General features: G+C 56.0%; 16 protein-coding genes. 12 read left to right on the top strand and 4 right to left on the bottom strand.

Features of this window, described 5'->3' with window-relative positions; translation table 11 throughout:
* The first annotated feature begins 1 nt into the window (after window position 1).
* Both ACODS3_RS00475 and ACODS3_RS00470 read left to right on the top strand, forming a co-directional pair.
* Window positions 2-700 (top strand): permease, encoded by a 699-nt coding sequence (locus ACODS3_RS00475; protein WP_489032799.1) that lies wholly within the window; start codon window positions 2-4, stop codon window positions 698-700.
* 224 nt (window positions 701-924) lie between these two features.
* On the top strand, window positions 925-1,623 hold the full coding sequence (locus tag ACODS3_RS00470; protein ID WP_201020655.1) for a permease: 699 nt from the start codon (window positions 925-927) through the stop codon (window positions 1,621-1,623).
* Window positions 1,624-1,656: 33 nt separating this feature from the next.
* Here ACODS3_RS00470 and ACODS3_RS00465 read toward each other — a convergent pair whose 3' ends face one another.
* Together ACODS3_RS00465 and ACODS3_RS00460 are read right to left on the bottom strand one after the other, a co-directional pair.
* Window positions 1,657-3,210 carry an AmpG family muropeptide MFS transporter gene (locus ACODS3_RS00465; protein ID WP_489032797.1) on the bottom strand — a complete coding sequence of 518 codons (1,554 nt, stop codon included), beginning with the start codon at window positions 3,208-3,210 and terminating at the stop codon, window positions 1,657-1,659.
* 54 nt (window positions 3,211-3,264) lie between these two features.
* Window positions 3,265-3,645, bottom strand: a complete 381-nt coding sequence (locus tag ACODS3_RS00460; RefSeq protein WP_051427746.1) for an MGMT family protein — start codon at window positions 3,643-3,645, stop codon at window positions 3,265-3,267.
* 118 nt (window positions 3,646-3,763) lie between these two features.
* On the opposite strand from ACODS3_RS00460, the gene ACODS3_RS00455 reads away from it, so the two are divergent.
* Window positions 3,764-4,771, top strand: coding sequence for a DUF481 domain-containing protein (locus tag ACODS3_RS00455; protein WP_025261692.1), 1,008 nt, complete (start codon window positions 3,764-3,766; stop codon window positions 4,769-4,771).
* A gap of 54 nt (window positions 4,772-4,825) precedes the next feature.
* Here the strand turns inward: ACODS3_RS00455 and ACODS3_RS00450 are convergent, their stop codons facing one another.
* Entirely contained in the window at window positions 4,826-5,584 is a 759-nt protein-coding gene (locus ACODS3_RS00450; RefSeq protein WP_025261691.1) for an SDR family oxidoreductase, read from the bottom strand.
* Window positions 5,585-5,709: 125 nt separating this feature from the next.
* On the opposite strand from ACODS3_RS00450, the gene ACODS3_RS00445 reads away from it, so the two are divergent.
* From ACODS3_RS00445 to uvsE, 6 genes are all read left to right on the top strand, one after another.
* Window positions 5,710-6,441 (top strand): HugZ family pyridoxamine 5'-phosphate oxidase, encoded by a 732-nt coding sequence (locus tag ACODS3_RS00445; RefSeq protein ID WP_122321383.1) that lies wholly within the window; start codon window positions 5,710-5,712, stop codon window positions 6,439-6,441.
* Between the two features lie 67 nt (window positions 6,442-6,508).
* Window positions 6,509-7,000 (top strand): FxsA family protein, encoded by a 492-nt coding sequence (locus ACODS3_RS00440; protein WP_025261689.1) that lies wholly within the window; start codon window positions 6,509-6,511, stop codon window positions 6,998-7,000.
* A gap of 254 nt (window positions 7,001-7,254) precedes the next feature.
* Window positions 7,255-7,548, top strand: a complete 294-nt coding sequence (locus tag ACODS3_RS00435) for a co-chaperone GroES (RefSeq protein WP_004881479.1) — start codon at window positions 7,255-7,257, stop codon at window positions 7,546-7,548.
* Window positions 7,549-7,596: 48 nt separating this feature from the next.
* Entirely contained in the window at window positions 7,597-9,240 is a 1,644-nt protein-coding gene (groL, locus tag ACODS3_RS00430) for a chaperonin GroEL (RefSeq protein WP_201007155.1), read from the top strand.
* Window positions 9,241-9,468: 228 nt separating this feature from the next.
* Window positions 9,469-10,752 carry an arsenic transporter gene (locus tag ACODS3_RS00425; RefSeq protein ID WP_201020654.1) on the top strand — a complete coding sequence of 428 codons (1,284 nt, stop codon included), beginning with the start codon at window positions 9,469-9,471 and terminating at the stop codon, window positions 10,750-10,752.
* A gap of 99 nt (window positions 10,753-10,851) precedes the next feature.
* Window positions 10,852-11,871 (top strand): UV DNA damage repair endonuclease UvsE, encoded by a 1,020-nt coding sequence (uvsE, locus tag ACODS3_RS00420; RefSeq protein ID WP_201020653.1) that lies wholly within the window; start codon window positions 10,852-10,854, stop codon window positions 11,869-11,871.
* Here uvsE and ACODS3_RS00415 read toward each other — a convergent pair.
* Window positions 11,868-12,608 carry a phosphatase PAP2 family protein gene (locus ACODS3_RS00415; protein ID WP_201020652.1) on the bottom strand — a complete coding sequence of 247 codons (741 nt, stop codon included), beginning with the start codon at window positions 12,606-12,608 and terminating at the stop codon, window positions 11,868-11,870. The genes uvsE and ACODS3_RS00415 overlap by 4 nt on opposite strands.
* A gap of 161 nt (window positions 12,609-12,769) precedes the next feature.
* On the opposite strand from ACODS3_RS00415, the gene colR reads away from it, so the two are divergent.
* The 3 genes from colR to ACODS3_RS00400 all read left to right on the top strand — a co-directional run bounded on the left by colR (window position 12,770) and on the right by ACODS3_RS00400 (window position 15,542).
* A complete protein-coding gene (gene colR, locus ACODS3_RS00410) occupies window positions 12,770-13,453 on the top strand; it encodes a two-component system response regulator ColR (RefSeq protein WP_304575359.1) in 684 nt (227 codons plus the stop codon).
* Window positions 13,443-14,729: a sensor histidine kinase gene (locus ACODS3_RS00405; protein ID WP_201020651.1), complete on the top strand. Its 1,287-nt coding sequence runs from the start codon at window positions 13,443-13,445 to the stop codon at window positions 14,727-14,729. Before colR ends, ACODS3_RS00405 begins: the two co-directional genes overlap by 11 nt.
* Window positions 14,730-14,861: 132 nt before the next feature.
* Window positions 14,862-15,542 carry a class I SAM-dependent methyltransferase gene (locus ACODS3_RS00400; RefSeq protein ID WP_201007173.1) on the top strand — a complete coding sequence of 227 codons (681 nt, stop codon included), beginning with the start codon at window positions 14,862-14,864 and terminating at the stop codon, window positions 15,540-15,542.
* Window positions 15,543-15,550: the final 8 nt, after the last annotated feature.

Here is a 15,550-nt window from a genome sequence, read left to right as displayed (position 1 = left end):
TATGACTCATATAGCAGCCAGCAGCACAAAGCAGAACGAAACTTTCAGCAGCGATACAGCTGTAATGATATGGAGCATAAAAACAATCGAGTGTTCTCCAAAGGAGCTAAAAAAAGCTTATCTTGCTGTAGTAACGGCCTGTCTTCTCCCTTTTCTTTATTGTCTATGGTTGTTGTGGGATGATTTGCCGGAAGCTCTGGACATGCTTATAGCGTTCGGCTGCGCACCTGTAGTATTCGGGACTTATTTGATTGTGTTCGCAGTCAGGCAGAAGGCTATGTTCAACTACCACATCACACTCCATGGAGGCTCTGTCGAGTACTACGACTACTATCCAAATTTTGCAGGCCCCTTCTTCAAAGGCATCGCCATTTTCACCATCCTGCTATTTCTCGGCGTCGCCCTCGTCACGGGTTCTCTGCTCTTTCTCATCGGCCCCGCCGCCATTTCAATCGGGGCCGCACGCTCTTTGCTGAATTGGGAGAATAAAATCCATCATCGGGAAACTCGTCCATGGGATACCCACAACTTCGTCACGATTGATCGAAAGCGCTCCATCATCGTTATTCATTGCACCGACATCACTACAGGGTTTGTCGCCCGCTTCCCCAACAAGGACCTGTTCGAGCAGTACCTGCAATTCCTGCACTCGGTCCTGCCACCCACGGCCGAGTTCATGGAGAAAGACTGGGAGTGGTGAAAAAACCGGTGCTTGATGCAACGAGCTACTTGCAGGAGGCAGCTTGCTGGCGAAAAAGGCCTGAAAACCGACAGATATTCTGTGTCTGTACGCTGAAGTCGCCAGGCTGCCTCCCACAAAGTGAGTTATGACCTTAACTGTTCGGCATCAGCCTTACAGGGCGCGCTTGTTCACTTCGCGCTGTTTGCAGGTCATGAAGCGCTCTTCTGGAATAAGAGATTATTATGAATAAAATAGCAGCCTGCAGTACAGCGCAGAACACACTTTTCAGCAGCGATACGACTGTAATGGCGTGGAGTATAAAAACAATTGATTGTCCTCCAAAGGAATTAATTAAATTTCAGCTTATCATTATAGGCTCAAGCCTTGCGCTTTTTCTTTATTGCCTATGGATGATGTGGGATACGCTCCCTGAGGATGTGGAGTTACTTATAGGGTTCGGTTGTGCGGCAGTGGTGTCCGCGACTTATATGATTATGCTTGTCGCCAGAAAAAAGACCATATTCAATTACCATATAGATCTCCAGGCAGGCTCTGTCGAATACTACGACTACTATCCAAATTTTGCAGGTCCCTTCTTCAAGGGCATCGCCATCTTCACCATCCTGCTATTTCTCGGCGTCGCCCTTGTCACAGGCTCTCTGCTATTTCTGCTTGGCCCCGCCGCCATTTCACTCGGGGCAGCACGCTCTTTACTGAACTGGGAGAATAAAATCAATAATGAACAAAGCTTGCCCTGGAACGAGTACAACTTTGTCACGGTGGATCGCAAACGCTCCATGATCATCACTCACCGAACTGATATCACGGTGGGGTTTGAATTTCGCTTTCCCAACAAAGAGTTATTCGAGCAATTCCTGCAACTCCTGAACTCGGTCCTGCCACCCACGGCCGAGTTCATGGAGAAAGACTGGGAGTGGTGAAAAGCCCGGTGCTTGATGCACCGGGCATTTTGATTAATGCGCTTTGTCAGCCACGGTCTTGTCGGGCTCATCCTGTTTGTCTGCGGTACGAATTTCCTTGCTCCACTGCAAAATGATCATCAGCAAGGTCGGCACGCCCAGCAGCGCGGTAATGAGGAAGAAGTTGTGGTAGCCGAATTTCTCCACCATGACCCCTGAATAACCGCCGATCAAGCGTGGCAACAGCAGCATGATCGAGCTGAGCAGGGCGTATTGGGTGGCAGAGAACTTGAGGTTGGTCAGGCTCGACAGATAGGCTACGAAGGCGGATGTGGCCAGCCCGGAACTCAGGTTATCCAGGGAAATGGTCAGCACCAGCATCTTCAGGTTCGGCCCCATGTCGGCCAGCAGCAGGAACAGGATATTGGTCGCTGCCGAGCTCATGCCGCCGATGAACAGGATCGGCATGATGCCGAAGCGTACGATCAACAGACCGCCAACGCCCGCGCCCAGCAGCGTCATGATCAGGCCAAAGATCTTGCTGACACTGGCAATCTGGTCCTTGGTAAAGCCCTGATCGATGTAGAACACATTGGCCATCACGCCCATCACCGTGTCTGACATGCGATAGGTCGCGATCAGGCCCAGCAGGATAAAGGCCTGCCAGCGGTAGCGCATGATGAAGTCGTTGACGGGCGTCAGCACGGGAGCGAGGCCACGTCGCCCCATGGAGGACAGGCAGGCTATGGTGAGCACGATATACAGAATGGAGCGCAGGAAGGCCCGGTCTTCCAGCAGCAGGCTCATCCAACTGCTGCCCTCGAACAGAACACTCGCGAAGTCTGTGTTGTAGAGCTGGGTGAACATCGCTGGCACTGAAACCAGCAGCACAATGAGTACGAATACGGAGGCCAGTTGGTGCACAAAAACATAGCGAGCCGCTGACAACTGGGTGCGTAACGGTACTGGCGGTTCACGCATGATGAACGTGGTAACCAGCGCTGGCAGCATCAACAGCCCGAACAGCACATACGTGCCGGTCCATGCCGAGTGCTTGTAAGAGAAGCCCGTCGAGCCAAAACCTTCGGCGAAATACAACGCCCCGGCTGTGGACAGCAGCGCCGCGACCCGATAACCGGACATGTAGCTGGCAGCAAGGGCCGCCTGCTGGGTGTCCTGGGCAATTTCCAGGCGGTAGGCATCGATGGCGATATCCTGCGTCGCAGAGGAAAAGGCCACCACTACCGCAATGGCGATCAACCACGATAGATGCTGCTGCGGGTCGCAAAAGCCCATGCCGATCAGGCCGAGCATCACCAGTGCCTGTGAGAGGACCAGCCAGGAGCGTCTACGCCCCAGTTTTCCGAGCAGTGGCAGACGCCATTGGTCGAGCAGGGGCGACCAGACCCATTTGAAGGCGTAGGCCAGGCCAATGAGGCTGGCATAACCAATGGTCTCGCGAGCGACACCGGCTTCACGCAACCAGACCGACAGCGTTGAGAAGACCAGCATGTAAGGCATGCCCGCGGCGAATCCAAGCAGCAACAGTACTAATGTCGAGGGGCTGGCATAAGCGGCGAGCGCGGCGCGCCAGGTTTTACGGGGCATGGGCTGGAAACTGCCTCAGGTTGCGAAAACAAAGGGCGCACTCTAACCGCTGTGCTACATGGGACGCCAGCCATGGCGCTGCATATCGACCCGATTGTTACGGATGGTAAGGCCTTCTGCACGCAAGCGGGCACGCTGTTCGTCACCTGAAATGCTTCCTGCCGGCAGACTGAGCCTGCCGCCGGCCCCCAATACCCGATGCCAGGGCAGCGAAGTGCCTTCGGGCAACTGGCTCAAGGTTCGCCCGACCCAGCGCGCGGCTCTTCCAAGCCCTGCCAGATCGGCCAATTGCCCATAGCTGACAACTTTGCCTTCCGGTATCTGCTCAAGTGTGAGGTAGAGCGCTGTGCGTCGGGCCTCTGCGGGGGAAAGCCCGCCAGGATCGTCATGTTCTGACGCGGGGTGGGTCACGGTTTTATTCCTGTTTAAAGGCATGTATGTGTTTTGTTACCGGAACTACGGAAAGATCCTACTGTCATTGATACCTGACGTTATCCAGCAGGCTGGCAGGATAATGCCCGATTTTCCGCTTAACAGAGCCTAGTAGTCGCTTATGTTGTCCAGAACCCTGTTGTGCCTTGCAATAACCACTGCCTCCACTCCACTGCTTGCCGATACCGTCTGGTTGAAGAACGGTGACCGGTTGAGCGGCACGATCAAGCTGTTCGATGGCGGTAAATTGCTCATTGAGACGCCATATGGTGGTTCTGTGCCTCTGGACTGGAAGCAGGTCAAGACCCTTGAAAGTGACCAGCCGTTGCTGGTCAAGCAGGATCAGTTCACCGGCGAGGTTGCCAAATCCTTGAAAGCTGCCGATGACGGCAAGGTCGTGCTGGTCAATGGCGAGACTCCGAAGACAGTGGAACTGGCCAGCATTCAGCAGCTTATCAAGCCCAAGCCGGTCATCACCGACATGGTCTGGAAGGGCAATATCGATGCAGCCCTGGATTTCCAGCAGGCCGAGAACGATACCAACGACTACAACGTGGCGTTCAAGACCTCGGCGCGTCATGGTCAGTGGCGTCATAACGCCAAGGGCGACTACAACCGCGAGACGACGGACGATGCAGTCGGCACCGATAACTGGAGCGCCGAATACTCCCTGGACCGCTTCCTGACCGACAAGCTGTTCTGGGATGCGCGCATCACCTACAAGCGCGACAAGATCGAAGACCTGTCCCGTCAGCGCACGGTCGGTACCGGTCCCGGTTATCAGTTCTGGGATGACGAACTGGGTGCATTCAAGGTCGGGGCTCTGCTCAACCGCACCGACTTCGAGTTCTCCAACGGTGACAAGGAGAACTTCTACGCGGTTGCCGGTACCTGGGACTACAACCGTTATCTGGTCGGCAAGAAATTCGAGTTCTTCACAAACGGTGAAGTGGGCAAGCCTCTGAGCGGCGTGGCCGACTACTCGATGGATGTCGAAGCAGGGCTGCGCTACAAGGTCACTGACTGGGCATCGTTGAACCTCAAGGCCGAGAAAAACATCATCAGCGGTTCAGATAATGGCGATGTCGACAAGACTCGCTACACCGCAGGCTTTGGTGTGAGCTGGTAAAAACCGAAAGGCTTCCCCACGGCAATCGTCCAGCGATGCCGTGGGGAGTCCAGACTAGATCCGCATTGCCCCGTCAAGCTCCAGAATCCTGCCGCTGTAGTAATCGTTCTCCAGAATGTAAGCCACCGAATGCGCAATTTCGGCGGGCGTGCCCATGCGTTTGAGCGGGATGGCCGAAGTCATTTTCTCCAGCGCTTCGGGTTTCATGCTGGCGGTCATTTCGGTCTCGATAAAGCCCGGTGCAATGCCTGCGACCCTGATGCCGTAACGCGCCAGTTCCTTGGCCCAGGTCACGGTTGCTGCAGCCACGCCAGCTTTTGCGGCTGAATAGTTGGTTTGCCCGATATTGCCAGCGCGGGATATCGAAGAAATATTGATGATTACGCCCTGGCTCTTCTGCTCGACCATCTTGGCGGCCACTTCGCGGGTGCAGAGAAAGACGCCGGTCAGGTTGACGTCAATGACGGCCTGCCATTGCGCGAGGCTCAGTTTGGTGATTTCACCATCCTTGACCTTGAGCAACAAACCATCGCGCAGGATGCCGGCATTATTGATCAGGCCGTGAATAGCGCCGAAGTCTTCGGCTATTTTTGCAATCGTGTCCGTGACCTGTTCTTCACTGGCAACGTTGGCCAGATAGGCATGTGCTTCTACGCCCAGTGCCTTGCAGGCTGCGACGGTCTGGTCGAGCTTTTCCTGGTTCAGGTCCACCAGCGCCAGATTGACGCCCTTGGTCGCCAGATACTCGGCCATTGCACGACCCAGCCCCTGGCCGCCACCCGTAATAATAATTAACTTGTTTTTCAATTCCATGTGCGTGCCCAATCTGTAAGCCAATGCCGTGGCACCGGTGATCGCTGATGCCATTCGCAACAAGTTATAAGCTGTTTCAGAGCGTTCGTCTTTAACTCGGCGAAAACGTTATAAGGAGCCACACGATGAGCGCGAAAGCCTCTAAAAATGCCCGGGAGTTATTGCTCAAAGAGTATCGCTCTGTGCTATCCACGCATTCCAGGTCCATGCCCGGCTTTCCGTTCGGTTCGGCGGTGCCTTACTGCCTCGATGAGCAGGGCAGGCCGTTGATTCTGATAAGCCGGATTGCCCAGCACACCCACAACCTGACCCTGGACCCCAAGTGTTCCTTGCTGGTGGGCGAGCGCGAAGCCGATGACGTGCAGGCCGTCGGGCGTATCACGGTGCTGGCTGAGGCCGTGAAGTTGAGCGACCCGCAAGCCATCGAAGCGGCCGCCCAGCGTTATTACCGCTATTTCCCAGAGTCGCAGAGTTATCACAGCGCCCATGATTTCGATTTCTGGGTGCTGACTCCGGTGCGCTATCGCTACATTGGCGGTTTTGGCGCCATTCACTGGCTCGATGACGTTGCTCTGGCCAACCCGTTCGCCGGGGAAGTCGAAACCCGCATGGTCGAGCACATGAATGACGACCACGCCAATGCCATTGCGCATTACGTGGCACTGTCCGGCCTGCCGCAGACCGAGCCTGCGCAGATGGTCGGTCTCGACAGTGAAGGCATGCACCTGAGGATCGGCCGTGGCATCCACTGGCTGGCATTCGGTGAGCCTTGCAATACGCCGACACAAGTGCGCGAAGCCTTGGTTCATTTGGCTCGCGTGCAAAAATGGCCTTCATCTGAAGAGCAAAAAGCTTGAATTAACGATCTTCTGACATCACATACGGTCTACTTGGAAGGCATTCTTCCTTAGAGGAACTGATTTGATGCGCGTTTTTCTGCTGCTCTTTTTGCTTTTTCCGGTGCTGGAGCTGTTCGTTCTGGTTCGGGTCGGTATGTCCATCGGCTTCCTGTGGACCTTCCTTCTTGTGCTGAGTACTTCGGTGCTCGGCCTGTTCGTGATGCGTGTGGCCGGTCTGGCCACCGCGTTGCGTGCCCGTGAAAGCCTGTCGCGTGGCGAGCTTCCCGCGCAGCAGATGCTGGAAGGGTTGACGATTGCGGTCGGTGGCGGGCTGCTTCTGCTGCCCGGTTTCATCAGCGACATCCTGGGTGTGATCTGCCTTCTGCCGTTCACTCGCCGCCTGCTGGCCGGCAAGCTTCGCCAGCGTGCCGAAGCTCAGGCCACGCGGCAGCGTGCGTTCTCCGAGGATCTTCACCAGGCCAGTCAGGGGCCGGCAAGCAGCCGTCCTGGCGCGATTCATCAGCCTACCCGCGAACCCGATGTCATCGAAGGTGAATTCGAGCATCGCGACAAGTAATCGGCATGACTCGTCTGCACGGCACCTTCGGGTGCCGTGTTCGTTTCAAGTGCCTGTCTGTGCGAAAAAAAATCCTGGCCAAGACTTGTAATCACCTTGCTCGCCCTTATGTATGGGTCACCGCAAGGTTTCTGGCCCATTTGCCAGACCGTATTCTGCGGTTCGCTCGCCGAACCGTAACCGGCAAGACCGGATTTTTAACCCCCGCCGGTGTGTTCACCGGGCGCTCTAAAACCATAATCAGGAGATCGACAATGAAGCTTCGTCCTCTGCATGACCGCGTCGTAATCCGTCGCAGCGAAGAAGAAACGAAAACTGCCGGCGGTATCGTGCTGCCAGGTTCGGCTGCTGAAAAGCCTAACCGTGGCGAGATCGTCGCTGTAGGTACCGGCCGTGTGCTGGATAACGGTGAAGTACGTGCGCTGGCCGTGAAAGTGGGTGACAAAGTAGTGTTTGGCCCTTACTCCGGTAGCAACACTGTGAAAGTAGACGGCGAAGACCTGCTGGTGATGAGCGAGAACGAAATCCTCGCTGTCATCGAAGGCTGAGAAACCCGCTGATTTCCGTCACTACAAAGTATCGAAGGAATAAAGATCATGGCTGCTAAAGAAGTTAAATTCGGCGACGCTGGCCGTAAGAAAATGCTCGCTGGTGTAAACGTCCTGGCTGACGCAGTAAAAGCGACCCTGGGCCCGAAAGGCCGTAACGTCATCATCGAGAAGAGCTTCGGTGCTCCTCTGATCACTAAAGACGGTGTTTCGGTTGCCAAGGAAATCGAACTGAAAGACCGTTTTGAAAACATGGGCGCGCAACTGGTCAAAGACGTTGCTTCCCGTGCCAACGACGACGCTGGTGACGGTACTACCACCGCTACCGTTCTGGCTCAGGCTATCGTCAACGAAGGCCTGAAAGCCGTCGCTGCCGGCATGAACCCTATGGACCTCAAGCGCGGTATCGACAAGGCGACCATCGCCATCGTTGCCGAGCTGAAGAAGCTGTCCAAGCCATGCACCGACACCAAGGCTATCGCTCAGGTTGGCACCATCTCCGCCAACTCCGATAACTCCATCGGCGACATCATTGCCGAAGCCATGGAAAAAGTGACCAAAGACGGCGTTATCACCGTTGAAGAAGGCACTGGCCTGGAAAACGAACTGTCGGTCGTAGAAGGCATGCAGTTCGATCGTGGCTACCTGTCCCCGTACTTCATCAACAAGCCGGACACCATGGTTGCCGAGCTGGACAGCCCGCTGATCCTGCTGGTCGACAAGAAGATCTCCAACATTCGCGAAATGCTGCCGGTTCTGGAAGCAGTCGCAAAAGCTGGCCGTCCTTTGCTGATCGTTGCCGAAGACGTTGAAGGCGAAGCCCTGGCGACTCTGGTTGTGAACAACATGCGCGGTATCGTGAAAGTTGCAGCCGTCAAGGCTCCAGGTTTCGGCGACCGTCGCAAGGCAATGCTGCAGGACATCGCTGTCCTGACTGGCGGTACCGTCATCTCCGAAGAGATCGGCCTGAGCCTGGAAAGCACTACCCTGGAACACCTGGGTAATGCCAAGCGCGTTGTTCTGAACAAAGAAAACACCACCATCATCGACGGCTCCGGCGTCAAGACCGATATCGACTCGCGCATCGCTCAGATCCGCCAGCAAATCGGTGACACCAGCTCCGACTACGACAAGGAAAAACTGCAAGAGCGTCTGGCCAAGCTGTCTGGCGGCGTTGCAGTGATCAAGGTCGGCGCCGGTTCCGAAGTTGAAATGAAAGAGAAGAAAGCCCGCGTTGAAGACGCCCTGCACGCTACCCGTGCAGCCGTTGAAGAAGGCGTGGTACCTGGCGGTGGCGTTGCTCTGGTTCGTTCCCTGCAGGCAATCGCTGACCTGAAAGGCGACAACGCCGATCAGAACGTCGGTATCGCTCTGCTGCGTCGCGCTGTAGAAGCTCCACTGCGCCAGATCGTTGCCAACTCCGGTGACGAGCCAAGCGTTGTTGTCGACAAGGTCAAGCAGGGCTCGGGTAACTTCGGTTACAACGCTGCTACCGGCGAATACGGCGACATGATCGACCTGGGCATCCTGGACCCGGCCAAAGTGACTCGCTCTGCTCTGCAGGCAGCGTCCTCCATCGCCAGCTTGATGATCACCACCGAAGCGATGATCGCTGACGTGGCTGAAGACAAGCCAGCGGCTGGCGGCATGCCAGACATGGGCGGCATGGGTGGCATGGGCGGCATGATGTAAGCCAGCCTTACCCCAGGCGACACCAGAGGAGCCCTGCCAAGCGTAATGCTGTTTACCTGAGCATTTGAGTCGAGGCAGGGTTTTTCTAGAAAATCCGATGTCAGATACTGGCATCGGATTTTTTTATGCCCATCGTCTTCATCCTGAGTTGCCAGTGTGGGTGATCGGCATGTTTCAAGGTGTCCGAATCATTTGCGATTGATCCAGCCCTGCCATTGAGTTGTCCCCATGCTGATTGCACTGTTGATTTTCGTCGTCACTATCGTTTTGGTCATCTGGCAGCCCAAGGGGTTGGGCGTAGGGTGGAGCGCGACTTTCGGTGCCGTTCTAGCCCTGCTGACCGGAGCGGTAAGCCTGAGTGATATTCCTGCGGTATGGCATATCGTATGGAACGCCACTGGCACCTTCATTGCGGTAATCATCATCAGTCTGTTGCTGGATGAGGCGGGCTTCTTCGAATGGTCTGCTCTACACGTTGCGCGTTGGGGCGGTGGCAGCAGCCGGAAGTTGTTTGCTTTCATCATCCTGCTGGGGGCTGTTGTATCGGCATTATTTGCCAATGACGGTGCAGCGCTGATTCTTACGCCCATCGTGATCGCAATGTTACTGGCGTTGCGATTCTCGCCGGCAGCAACCCTGGCGTTTGTCATGGCGGCCGGGTTTATTGCCGACACCGCAAGCTTGCCGCTGGTGGTCTCGAATCTGGTCAATATCGTTTCGGCCGACTACTTCGATATTGGTTTCAGCCGTTACGCTTCGGTCATGGTGCCAGTCAATTTCGTCAGTATTGCGGCCACGCTGGGCATGCTGTTGTGGTTTTTTCGCAAGGATCTGCCCGCGACCTACGACGTGAACCATCTCCAGCGTCCTAATGAAGCGGTTCGTGATCGTGCGACGTTTATCGCTGGCTGGTGGGTGCTGGTATTGCTGCTGGTGGGCTGCTTTGTGATCGAGCCCCTTGGCATCCCGGTCAGTGCAATCGCCGCTGTCTGTGCCCTTGTGCTCTACGCCATCGCTGCACGGGGGCATGTGATCGAAACCGGCAAGGTGCTCAGGGGCGCGCCATGGCAGGTGGTGGTATTTTCCCTTGGGATGTATCTGGTGGTGTATGGCCTGAAGAACGCAGGCCTGACCGATCATATAGCCAGGATTCTCAACCTGTTCGCCGGGTATGGAGTATGGGGGGCTTCGCTGGGTACCGGGCTGCTCACCGCGCTGTTGTCGTCGGTCATGAACAACATGCCAACCGTACTGGTGGGCGCTCTATCCATTCATGCTGCCGAGGTCGATGGCGTCATTCGTGACTCCATGATCTACGCCAATATCATCGGCTGCGACCTGGGACCCAAGATCACCCCGATCGGCAGTCTCGCGACGCTGCTGTGGTTGCATGTACTGGCCCGTAAAAACATCACCATCACGTGGGGCTACTACTTCAAGACCGGCATCGTGCTGACTCTTCCCATTCTTGTCGTCACCTTGAGCGCTCTGGCTGTTCGCCTGAGCATATGAGCCGGAGTCAAACGCTGGACCATTGATGCAATTACACAATAGCGAACGGTCTATCCGTTAAATAGTCTGATCACCATTCCTTCTGATTTCAGGATTGCCATGTCCACTGCCCGGATCGGTTTTGCATGCCAGTATCGACACCCTCAACGCAACCTGTCCCCTGGCGAGTTGAAAACCATTGAGGCGGCCTTGAATCCGCGCACCACCACTTTGCGCTGGATGGAGAGCGTTTCCACCGAAGTCGCTCATGCCAGACTGGTGGAGATCATCGAGCACAACCTCGAAGCCCAGTTGCGTTTGCTGGCTTATGTGGCGACCTTGCCTGATGCACTGAAAATGTTGCGTCTGAGCAGTGATCTGCTGCCGTTCTACAGCCACCCGAAAGTCAGCGCGTTCTACCGGCAGCCGGTCATTCAGTCGATGCTGATCAAGGGCTTTGCCGCCATTGGTGTGGCGGCGCGTGCTGCCGGAATACGGCTGTCCATGCATCCTGGCCAATATTGCGTGCTGGGTTCCGACAAGCCTGAAGTGGTGGAGAACAGCCTGGCCGAATTCGAGTATCACGCTGACATGATCCGGATGATGGGCTACGGGCGTGAGTTCCAGGATTTCAAATGCAATATCCACATTGCCGGTCGTCTGGGCGCCGAGGGTATTCGCTCTATCTGGTCGCGTCTGTCGAAAGAGGCGCAGAACTGCATCACTTTCGAGAACGACGAAAAAACCTACGGCGTGGACGATTGCCTCGGGTTAGCCGATCTGGCTCCGGTGGTTCTGGACGTACACCATTGCTGGATCCATGAAGATGACTACATGCCTGCGCAGTCGCCTCGCGTCGAGCGGGTTATTGAAAGCTGGCGTGGCGTGCGTCCGACCATGCATTACTCTCAGCCCCAGGAGCGTTTGCAGGAGCTGGGTTTTACCGCTGACCAGAAGCTGGAAATGGACGCGCTGCTGCACGTCCTCTCCAAGCGCGACCTCTATGGCCACAGCGACATGATGTGGAACCGCTGGACCAACGAATACGTGACCGGGTTTCTTGACCGGTTCGACGTCATGTTCGAATCCAAGCACAAGAACGTGGCCACGCTGGAGTATTACCACCAATACATGGTTTAAGGCTTCACGAGCAGACCTTGCTCTGCCTGGACGTTTTTATCCGGTCGGTACAGGATGAAGTAATACGCGCCCAGGCAGATCAACCAGCAGAACACCGCTGTCCAGACGTTGTGCGAGAAGAAGTGAGCGCCTTGCAGCATACGGCCCAGAGAAAATAGGGAGCCCAGGCTGAAAGCGAGTATCAGCCCAGCCTTTGCCAGCCGTGGCTTGCGGTCACGGAACATGAAAAACAGGGCGAGCAGGGAGAAGCCGGTCGCCGCATGACCGCCCGGCCAGCAGCGGCCCGGTTTGTCCGTTTCAGGACGCGAAGCGAGCAGTTCGCTGTAGGTTTCCTTGCCGCCGAACTCGGTAAGGCTCCATGGGCATTGCACTGAAGTGACGACTTTTAGCGGAGTCACGAAACCTGTCGAAAGCGCCATGGAAAGCACCAGGCAACCCAGTTCGCGGCGCCACGGCATCAGGCGCTTGACCTTGAACGAGGCGGCGAAAACAAGCATGGACACGACAGCCAGGCCAATGACGACCTGTTTGGCGCGGTCGTGCAGGATGTCTTCGAGAAAATAGCTGTGCTTGCCGATGAAGTCGCCCGCGATCGGGTCATAAGCCAGGTGGGCGAGGCTCATGTCCAGTGACGTCAGTTCCAGCAGGATAAGGATCAGAGCGGTTACAGCAGGAATACCCAGATATATCCACGGATTTAGCGGGCGTGAGCCGGGCAGGGTTGCGGGTGTCGGCATGTCGAATCCAGTTCTATTACAAAGGCCCCGACGGCTGTTACGGGGGACGCAGCAGTTTCTGCCACCTCTGGTGAAAAAAACGTAAAGCTATGTGGTACTGGCCCTTAGGCTGAGTTCGCCTTAAGCTGCGCCAGCCCAAATTGCATATGAGAGTGTCCCACATGCGAATTCTTCTGGTCGAAGATAACCGTGACATCCTGGCGAACCTGGCTGATTACCTGGGTATGAAAGGCTATACAGTCGATTGCGCACAGGATGGCCTCTCTGGACTGCATCTGGCTGCAACCGAGCATTACGACCTTATCGTGCTCGACATCATGCTGCCCGGCATCGACGGCTACACCCTCTGCAAGCGCCTGCGCGAAGATGCGCGGCGTGACACGCCGGTGATCATGCTCACCGCCCGTGATCAACTGGATGATCGCTTGCAGGGTTTCCGCTCTGGCGCCGACGACTACCTGCTCAAGCCTTTCGCGCTGTCCGAACTGGCGGCGCGTATCGAAGCGGTGTTGCGTCGTGCTCAGGGAGGAGGGCGTCGTACCCTGCAGGTCGCTGACCTGGTCTATGACCTCGATACCCTGGAAGTCACCCGCGACTCTCGCCTGCTCAAGCTCAACCCGGTCGGTTTGAAACTTCTGGCGGTTCTTATGCAGAAGAGCCCGCATGTGCTGCGTCGCGAGGTGCTTGAGGAAGCGTTGTGGGGCGATGATTGCCCTGACAGCGACAGCCTGCGCAGCCATGTGCATCAGTTACGTCAGGTGATCGACAAACCTTTCCCGAAACCTCTGCTGCAAACCGTACATGGTGTTGGCTACCGTCTGGCCGAGGGCAAGGATGGAGTTTAAACAGAGCCTTGCCCAGCGGATCATCATTGCCTTTGCCTTGATGAGTGCCTTGGTCGCTGGCTCTTTTGCCATGGGAATCATTTCCACGGTTCATCTGGTCGAGGAAAAACTGATTTCCGCGGGCTTGGGAGGCGACCTCAATCGTTTGATGCTGATGGACAGTGTCAGTGACTGGAGCCATCGCCCCAAGCCGGACCAACTGTTCTACTTCACCAATGGTCCGGGCGATTTCGACCTGCCCAAGGACTTGCGCCATCTTGAGCCGGGCTTTCATGAAGTGTTTCGCGGGCCCTTGTCCTACCACGCCATGATCGAGGTGGTGGATGGCAGGCATTACGCCTTGCTGCAGGATCAGAGCGACTTCGAAGAGCGCGAGCGTGTTCTGTTCGCCGTTGTACTGGTGGGGTTCGTGCTGGCCCTGGCGCTCGCCGTATTCCTGGGCTGGGTTCTGGCCCGGCGTGTCATGGCTCCCGTGGTACGTCTGGCTCGACAGGTTCGCCATCGTGACCAGCTACTGGGGCTGGCGCCGCCATTGGCCCCTGATTATGCCGCCGACGAAGTCGGTGAGCTGGCCGTCGCGTTCGATGCCACGCTTGGCCGTCTCAGGCAGGCGCTGATACGTGAGCGGATGTTTACCAGCGATGTCAGCCATGAACTGCGTACACCCTTGATGGTGCTCGCCAGCTCCTGCGAACTGCTGCTTGAAAACCCGGCCCTCGACCAGCGTGCCAGAAGGCAGGTAGAGCGTATTGCCCGGGCCTGTGAAGAAATGCGCGATCTGGTGCAGACCTTCCTCATGCTGGCCCGAACCCAGCGCGAAGATCCGGCCATGACGCCACGCGCCACTCTTGGTGCTGTTGCCGAGCAACTGGTTGCCTTGTGGCGTGGCCCGATCGAAGGCAAGGGCCTGCAACTGATCTACAACCCGCCAGAGGCCGACCTGTCGACCGATGTGCGCTACAACGCCACCTTTCTGCATGCGGTGATGGGCAACCTGCTGCGCAATGCGCTGCATTACACCGATCATGGCTTTATCGCCCTGACCCTGCTGGAAGACGGCTTTCTGGTTGAAGACAGCGGCGTGGGCATTCCCGAAGAAAAACGCGAAGCCATGTTCGAGCCTTTTGTGCGAGGCAATGAGCAGCGTGGAGAAGGGCTTGGTCTTGGGCTTTCGCTGGTGCAACGGATCTGTGCGAATCAGGGTTGGAGTGTAGGGCTCACACCGATGGAGCCAAATGGTTGCCGGTTCAAGGTGAGTCTTGTCAGCAAAACCTGAGTCTCCGGAAGTGCCTGTAATATCTTGAAATGTTCTCTGCTCCCAGAGAACATTTTTTTCACATCTGCATGACCGGACGATGACAGCGCCTTGAGTAGGCTGGCCTCAATCAGAATCATGAGATGCCCCCACATGAGCAAGCGCATCGAGCTTGAGTTCTCGCGCAAATACGATAAAGATCACGCCCGGCAGTATCTGGACAAGCATCAGGACGGCCTGTGGCGCAAACTTTCTCATTATCGTGACGAGCAACTTGCCCGAAAGGCCTTGCACCTTGCCGGTGATCCCGGGCTGGTACTGGACCTGCCCTGCGGTGCTGGCCGTTTCTGGTCTTTGTTGGCTGAAAAAGCCAATCGCTCTATCATCGGCGCCGACAATTCCGAGGACATGCTCAAGACCGCTCTGGAGTCCCAGCCTGAAGATGTTGTGAAAAGGGTACAACCTTTGCAGACATCTGCTTTCGCAATCAATCTGCCCGAAAACGCCGTGGACAGTATTTTCTGTATGCGTCTTTTGCACCATGTTGGGCAGGCTGAACATCGAATGTCTCTATTACGGGAGTTTCAGCGTGTCACCCGTGACAGCGTGATTGTTTCGCTCTGGGTCGATGGCAATTTCAAGGCCTGGAAACGCAAGCGCCTTGAGCAACACAGGCAGCAAAAAAGTGGGGCTGAAGGTTACCAGAATCGTTTTGTGTTACCCGTTGAAACTGTCGAGGCCGAGTTTGAACAGGCGGGTTTCCGGATTCAGGAACGCATGGATTTCTTACCGTTTTATGCCATGTGGCGCGTCTATTTACTGCGTAAAAGGTAATTTTGGAT

The sequence above is a fragment of the Pseudomonas sp. FG43 genome, from assembly GCF_057809175.1.
Note: the sequence above shows the minus strand (reverse complement) of the source record. Positions and strands in the feature narration are given on the sequence as shown.